This window comes from Streptomyces sp. NPDC046900, assembly GCF_040644975.1.
In the GTDB taxonomy this organism is placed as follows: domain Bacteria; phylum Actinomycetota; class Actinomycetes; order Streptomycetales; family Streptomycetaceae; genus Streptomyces.
In genome coordinates this window covers 22,210-28,649 of sequence record NZ_JBEYXD010000097.1, presented here as the reverse complement: position 1 = coordinate 28,649, position 6,440 = coordinate 22,210, and the positions used below count along the sequence as shown (strand labels likewise).

General features: G+C 70.7%; 6 protein-coding genes and 1 pseudogene. 5 read left to right on the top strand and 2 right to left on the bottom strand.

Translation table 11 applies throughout. The annotated features are described in order from the left end of the window. Positions 1-130: 130 nt before the first annotated feature. Complete coding sequence (locus tag ABZ904_RS43535; protein ID WP_361829655.1) at positions 131-961, bottom strand: dienelactone hydrolase family protein; 831 nt, start codon at positions 959-961, stop codon at positions 131-133. 140 nt (positions 962-1,101) lie between these two features. Between ABZ904_RS43535 and ABZ904_RS43530 the strand changes: the two genes are divergently transcribed. The 3 genes and pseudogenes from ABZ904_RS43530 (at position 1,102) to ABZ904_RS43520 (ending at position 3,484) form a co-directional block, all read left to right on the top strand. Next, on the top strand, positions 1,102-2,148 hold the full coding sequence (locus tag ABZ904_RS43530; protein WP_361829653.1) for a helix-turn-helix domain-containing protein: 1,047 nt from the start codon (positions 1,102-1,104) through the stop codon (positions 2,146-2,148). Positions 2,149-2,379: 231 nt separating this feature from the next. Continuing rightward, a pseudogene (locus tag ABZ904_RS43525) lies at positions 2,380-2,559 on the top strand (IS110 family transposase); the annotation flags it as partial. A gap of 706 nt (positions 2,560-3,265) precedes the next feature. After that, positions 3,266-3,484: a hypothetical protein gene (locus tag ABZ904_RS43520; protein ID WP_361003537.1), complete on the top strand. Its 219-nt coding sequence runs from the start codon at positions 3,266-3,268 to the stop codon at positions 3,482-3,484. A gap of 3 nt (positions 3,485-3,487) precedes the next feature. Here ABZ904_RS43520 and ABZ904_RS43515 read toward each other — a convergent pair whose 3' ends face one another. Then, positions 3,488-4,342 carry an NAD-dependent epimerase/dehydratase family protein gene (locus ABZ904_RS43515; RefSeq protein WP_361829651.1) on the bottom strand — a complete coding sequence of 285 codons (855 nt, stop codon included), beginning with the start codon at positions 4,340-4,342 and terminating at the stop codon, positions 3,488-3,490. 136 nt (positions 4,343-4,478) lie between these two features. Between ABZ904_RS43515 and ABZ904_RS43510 the strand changes: the two genes are divergently transcribed. Continuing rightward, complete coding sequence (locus tag ABZ904_RS43510) at positions 4,479-5,327, top strand: helix-turn-helix transcriptional regulator (protein ID WP_361003542.1); 849 nt, start codon at positions 4,479-4,481, stop codon at positions 5,325-5,327. Positions 5,328-5,881: 554 nt separating this feature from the next. Further along, entirely contained in the window at positions 5,882-6,418 is a 537-nt protein-coding gene (locus ABZ904_RS43505) for a hypothetical protein (RefSeq protein ID WP_361003545.1), read from the top strand. Positions 6,419-6,440: the final 22 nt, after the last annotated feature.

Genomic DNA, 6,440 nt, shown 5'->3' with positions numbered 1-6,440 from the left:
GCTGGACGGCAGGAACCGGCCTCCAGGCACGGCCTCCCGGACAGCGTCCCACTCCTGCGGCGTGCGCCTGGCCGGATCGGCGGGCCACGTCTTGATGGGAAAGGCACCCCCGTCCGGTGGACCAGGGTCCTCAGGTGGCGGGCAGCGGTCGGTTCGTGTGCGGGTGCAGGCGGTCGGTGAGGAAGGCGAGGATCTCGTCGCGGGCCCGGACCGTGGGGTGGCCGGCCTCGTCGACGAGATGGGCGGTGACCACGCTGTGCGGGGTGCCGACCAGGTCGGCGAAGAAGGGCGGTGGGGCCGGGTTGGCGGCGCTGTCTGGGAGGACGCGCCCGTCGAAGGCGTCGCCGAGCAGTGCGCGGTAGGCGGCGAAGCGCTGCCCCGTGCACCAGCGGTCGCCCTCGAAGCGGTAGGCGAGGACGGTGAGTCCGTCGCGGTTGAGTCGGTCGCGTACCGCGCGGGCGTCCGCGGCGTCGAGTTCGAGTCCGCCTGGGTCGTCGAGCGGCAGCGACGGGTGGTTGACCACCGGGGCGATCACCGCCGGCTCCAGGGCCATGGTGAGGGCGAAGTTGCCGGTGAAGCACAGGCCGATCGCGCCCACCCCGGGGCCGCCGCACGCGGTGTGGGCCTGGCGCGCCAGGCCGCGCAGCCAGACCGTCACCGGGCTGGTGCCGCCCCCGGCGAAGGCGCGGAACTCCGCGCTGACGCAGGCGCGGCGGACGACCTCCCGGCCGCCGTCGACCGTGGGGAAGGCGCCGTCCGTTCCGAACAGGGAGGGCACATGGGCGGTGAAGCCCGCGTCCCGCACCCAGCGCGCGAGCCGTAGGACGTCGGGGCTGATGCCCGGCATCTCGGGCAGCACCACGACCGCGGGCCCGGCTCCGGCCACGTACACCGTCTTCTCCACCCCCTCCACGGCCACGCGACGGCGGGTGAAGTCGTTGATCGGATCGTTGTCGTTCATGGGGTCAGCCTGGTCCCGGGGCCGGCCGCCGGGTGAGGGGCCAGATCGCCAAGGCCAGGGGTAATCTCGCCACACGCGAGGGCGTCGAGCGGTACGTGGTCGGCGATCCGGGGTCGGGGACACCAGGGGGTGCGGGAACGATGGCGGAGGCGGCACGGCAGGCGGAGGACGGTGCGGGTCCGGGCACTGGACCGGGGGCGCTGCGGGTCGGAATCCTGGCGTACCCGGACTGTTTCGCGTCCGAAGTGTTCGGCGTTCCGGACCTGTTGACGATGGCGGGGCATGTCGCCGGGCCGGACGCGCCCCGCTACCGGGTGTCGGTCGTCTCGCCCCGCCGCCGGGTGATCGCCTCGGGCGGCGCGAGCCTGGACGTGCGTCCCTTGCGCGAGGTCGACGTCCTCGTGGTCCCCGGCTTCGAACTGCGCCCGAACACTGACCTCGACGCGCGCCTCGCCCGGCTCGCCCCCGAGATCGCGGCGATCCGCACGCAGGCCGCCGCAGGCACCGCAGTCGTCTCCCTCTGCGTCGGCGCGTTCCTGCTCGCCGAGGCCGGGCTGCTCGAGCGGCGCCGGGCCACCACCTCCTGGCTGCACGCCGGCGAGCTGGCCAGGCGCTGCCCGGACGCCGACGTCCAGCCCGAGCACCTGGTCGTCACCGACACAGGTGTGACGACCACGGCCGCTTTCAGCGCCATGTACGACTTCGCGCTGGACCTGATCCGCCGACACAACGGCGCCCGGGTGGCCCGGACCACGGCCCGGGTGGCGCTGGTCGACGACGCGCGGACCTCGCAGACCCCGTACGTCGACCCGCTGCTCCTCCCGCAGCCCGGCCGGGAGTTCTCCCAGCGGGTCATGCGGCGGCTCGAGCAGAACCTCGCCGAGCGGTACGACCTCGCCGCGCTCGCGGACGCCTTCCGGGTCAGCACCCGCACGCTGCTGCGCCGTTTCGCCGAAGAGACCGGACGCAGCCCGCTGGCCCACCTCCAGGCATCCCGAGTCCGTCGCGCCCGCCATCTTCTGGAGACCACCGACCGCACCGTCGCCGCCGTCGCCACGGCCGTCGGCTACCAGGACCCCGGCACCTTCGCCGCCCTCTTCGCCCGCCACACCGGCCATCGCCCGAGCGCCTACCGGGCCGCTTTCCGCCGCACGGCCCGGGCGTCCGCCCCGGACGGCGGCGTCTAGGCATCTTTCCGGTCAACGGATCGTTGGTCAGGCCGTGAGGGATGGGGAAGCTCTCTGACACCGCGTGGGCGGTGATCGCACCTACCGCCGGTAGGAGGCCATGTGGCATGGGCGCGTTTCCCATCCGGGCGATGGCGGGCGAGCCCGCGCGCGGGGATGGTCCCGCCGTACGTCTGCCCTGGTCTGGGAAAGACCCCCAGCGGGTCAAGAACCCAGCGGCTGGCTGCCGTCGGCCACGTCTGGGCCTTCGCATCCCTGGCTGCCTCCCCGGGCGCCAGAGCCCACTATGACCGCCGCAAAGAGGCAGGTGACCGCCACATTGCCGCGCAGCGCAACCTCTTCAACCGCTTCACGGGGATGCTCTTCCACTCTCTCCAACACGGCGAGCACTACGACGAGGAAGAGGCCTTTCCCAACCGGTGCAGAGGAGACCTGGTCCTGGCACCAACCAGCTGGCCTACGAGGCCGGCAAGTGAGGCGTGGCCGTCAGCACCCTCGTCGGCCGAGCTGGGACCCGGACGCACTCGTCTGCCGGAAGGACGGTGCGCCGAACCCGCAGCCGGATGAGACGGGCGGCGGGCTCATCGGCATAAGCCTCGGCCCGCGACGCGAGTACGCATGACGACGCCCCCTGCACGACGACCACAGTCGTGCAGGGGGCGTTCTGCCATGCCCAGGGTCAGTGCAGCGTGGCGGTCGGCGTGAGAATGACATGGCCTTTCGTCACTCAGGTCAGCAACGGGTGAGCATCACCCGTCAGCGCCAACGACCAGGTCACCGCGCCTGCGCCACTGACGCTCAGATGACGAAGTTCAACTGACACTCCCCCGCAGACCATCACCAAGCGCCCTTCCTCCGGCCGGACCAAGGGCCGGATCACCGCCGTTCAGCGTCTCTGATTGGCTTAGCGAGCCTGAGCGTTGCTCAGCCTTGGGAGCCAATCGCCTTCGTGCCCTGGTACTGAACGACAGGAGCCGCCAGCCCGCGTGGCACGTCCCTGCGGACGCTGGTCGACCGGGCCGCAAGACCCGACCGAGGAGGGTGCGGGCGTCGCCTGGGCGCCGGGCGTGCGCGTAGCACTCTGCCACAGGTTCACTACGCTTCGCTCATCCAACTGGTGAGCCTGTCGTACCGGTTGGGCAAGGGCATCAAGCCGCCGTCCCGTAAGCGGCCGGTGCAGCAGATGGACGTGAGCGTCCGGTACACCTACCGGGCGCCCCACGAGGTCTACGGCAAGTCCGGCTGCAGCGTGGTCTCCAACGACTTCCTCGCCGACGTCCTGGCCGTGCTGATCGCCCAGCGCGGGTCACAGGGGTGGACTGACCCGGCGCAGTGACCGTCACAGGGCTCCGGCGTCCCGGGCCGTCCAGACGCTCGGGTAGATCGGCCGGAAGCCGAGCTCCCGGCGGATCCGCTGGTTGGACACGATCCCGAACCACGGGTCGGGGTCCGTGAGCTCGTGGACCCCGGCGGGCACCTCGACGCCGTTGAGCTGGTACAGCTCGACCGTCGTGGCGGGAGCGTCATCGGCGATGTTGTAGATCCGGCCGGCGATACCCGGCGCGTACAGCAGACGCATCAGGCCCTGGGCGACGTCCGCGTGGTGGGCCATCTGCAGGCGCTGGTGCGGCGCCCAACGAGCAGCCCAATGCAAGGAGTTGGCGAGGTGCGGGTCGCCCTCGCCATAGACGAAGGGGAGCCGCCCGATGCGTACGTCCAGGCTTTTAAGCGCGAGCAGTTCGCGCTCGGCCTCGGCCTTGGACTCGGGGTAGGCGCCCCACATCGCGCCGCCCGGCCGACTCTCGTCCTCCTCGGTCAGCGGGCGGCCCCGTCCGACGCCGTACACATTGTTCGTGCTGACCTGCACGAACCGCTCCACGCCGGAGGCCTGCGCGGCGCGGCCCAGGGCCACCGCGGCGTCCCGGTTGACGGCCCACGCCTCCTCGTCCGGCACCCCGCGGAAGGAGGCGGCGACGTTCACGACGGCGTCCACGCCGGCGAGCGCCTTGCCGAGTGTCTCCTCATCACGCATATCTCCTACGGCGACCTGGGCGCCCAGCCCCGCGAAGCGCTCGCCACGGGCCGCGTCCCGCACCAGGACCCGCACCTGCTCGCCCGGCTGTCGCTGGACCAGCAGCCTCGGCACGAAGCGGCGTCCAACCTGTCCCGTCGTACCGGTCACCAAGGTCAGCATGATGTGCTCCTCACGCACTGTGTCGCCTGTCGTTGATGACCAGCCTCGGCGGATGCGGGGACGACGGGGAGAGACCTCTTCATCAGGGGATCGGGAGTCCCTGGATAAGCCGGCCAGCGTCCCGCACCCTGGAGAAGTGAACCGAGCCGAACTCGCCGACTTCCTGCGCCGCGCTCGTGCCCGCCTGGACCCCTCCGACGTGGGTCTCACAGCCGGCGCCCGCCGCCGTACGCCGGGGCTGCGCCGTGAGGAGGTGGCCCAGCTGGCTGGCATGTCCGTGGACTACTACACGCGGCTGGAACAGTCCCGGGGCCCGCGCCCGTCCCGCCAGATGCTCACCGCGTTGGCCCGCGCCCTGCGCCTGACGGAGGACGAACGCGACCACCTCTTCCACCTCACCGGTGAAGAGCCGCCGCGCCGGGAGGCGACCAGCACGCACGTGCGCCCGGGCCTGCTCCTGGTGCTGGACCGGCTGCACGACACCCCGGCGATGGTGGTGACCGACTGCGGCGAGGTCCTGGCCCAGAACGCGCTGTCGCGGGCGCTGAGCGGAGACGCTCTCGCCCGCCCGCCCCGAGAACGCAACATGATCCGCCGCTTCTTCCTGGACCCGGCGGCCCAGGAGCTGTTCCCTCCCGAGGACCGCCCGGAGCGCGCCCGCGAGCAGGTCGCCGGCCTGCGAGCGGTGGCCTCGGCCCGCCCCACGGACCCCGAACCCGCCTCCCTCGTCGCCGAACTATGCGCCGCAAGCAAGGAGTTCGCCTACCTCTGGGACGAACACGAGGTCGCCGTACGCCGCGCCGCCACGAAACGCTTCCGGCACCCTGCGATCGGCATCCTCGAACTCGACTGCGAGATCCTCGTCAACTCCGACCACAACCAGCAGCTCGTTATCCACACGGCCCGCCCGGGCACAGAGTCGTACGAGCGCTTGCAGTTGCTGCGGGTGGTGGGCTTGCAGGACCTGACGCCGACGAGCTCCTGACCGCGTGCGCGCCTTCCGAGTTCGCTCCCTGCCCACCGCACGTCGCCCACGATCCCGAACTTCGCGCCATCTGGGGCCGACAGCGGCACAACGTCTCCCACTGGCACAGGAAGGTAGACGACCACCCCTACTACCGAGCACTCAAGCCCCTGCCCGACGGCCACGCCGAGCAGCTGGACGAGGCGATCGACAACACACCGCGCCCCGCCAGCGAAAACAAGCCTGCCGATGGTGACAACTATCGTGCTTCGGCTCAGCGGTCGATGGCTGTACCGAAGCACGGTAGTTGTCACCATCGGCGGCCACTGACCTGCGGTTTCAGCACGGCGAGGCAAGGTAGTTGTCACCAAGTCAGCACGCTACTTGTCACCACCAGCGCGGAAAGCACGGCAGTTGTCACCGGCTCCAGTACGCCGTCGCTTTCTGCGACCTGCACGACGGGGACCGAGCAACTCAGATGGGTGCGGCTCCTTTGGAGGGACCTTTTTCATCGGAGCCAGTCTTGGCGGCTACCAGGCTGGGGTGCCGCGTCACTCCCTGGCATGATCTCGCCTGTGGGTGTGATGTATGACTACTTCTCCGCGGTATCGGACGAGTCGGCCGCCACGACCATCGACTTGCCCGGCGGGCCGGATGGTGTGGGGGCGAAGCTGCCAATGTCCGTCCCGGAGATCGTGCGACGTTACGGGCGCGACGGCCTTCGCGAGTTCCTCAGGCCGCGGCTTCGGCTGGCCGAGACGGGGTTCCACGTCGTGGCCACCAAGGGGTTCGACTCGACGACCGATCTCGGAGCGATCGAGGGGATCTTGACCGGGGTCGACTTTGACGAGTTCCTGGCACGGCCTCGGACCTCGCACGCCGTCGCCGAACGCGACGGAGGCGAGCGTCTGGTGCTCACCATCAGCGATGAGCTTCAAGGCGTCCTTGCGAGGGTGGAGGCCGCTGAATTGGCTGCGGCGGCGCGACGTTGGGTCGAAGAGCAGGGGTTTGGTGACACCGACGTGCTCGGCGGCCTGCTGCACGAGTTGGCGGAACTCGCCCGCGGGGCTCAGCGGCGCGGGGAACGGCTGTACTGCTGGATCTGTGTCTGATCGGGCCGAGTTCCGCACTACC

Coding starts and splice junctions, on each gene's coding strand:
- ABZ904_RS43535 (WP_361829655.1), bottom strand. CDS start 961: ATGAACGACAACGATCCGATCAACGACTTCACCCGCCGTCGCGTGGCC.
- ABZ904_RS43530 (WP_361829653.1), top strand. CDS start 1,102: ATGGCGGAGGCGGCACGGCAGGCGGAGGACGGTGCGGGTCCGGGCACT.
- ABZ904_RS43515 (WP_361829651.1), bottom strand. CDS start 4,342: ATGCTGACCTTGGTGACCGGTACGACGGGACAGGTTGGACGCCGCTTC.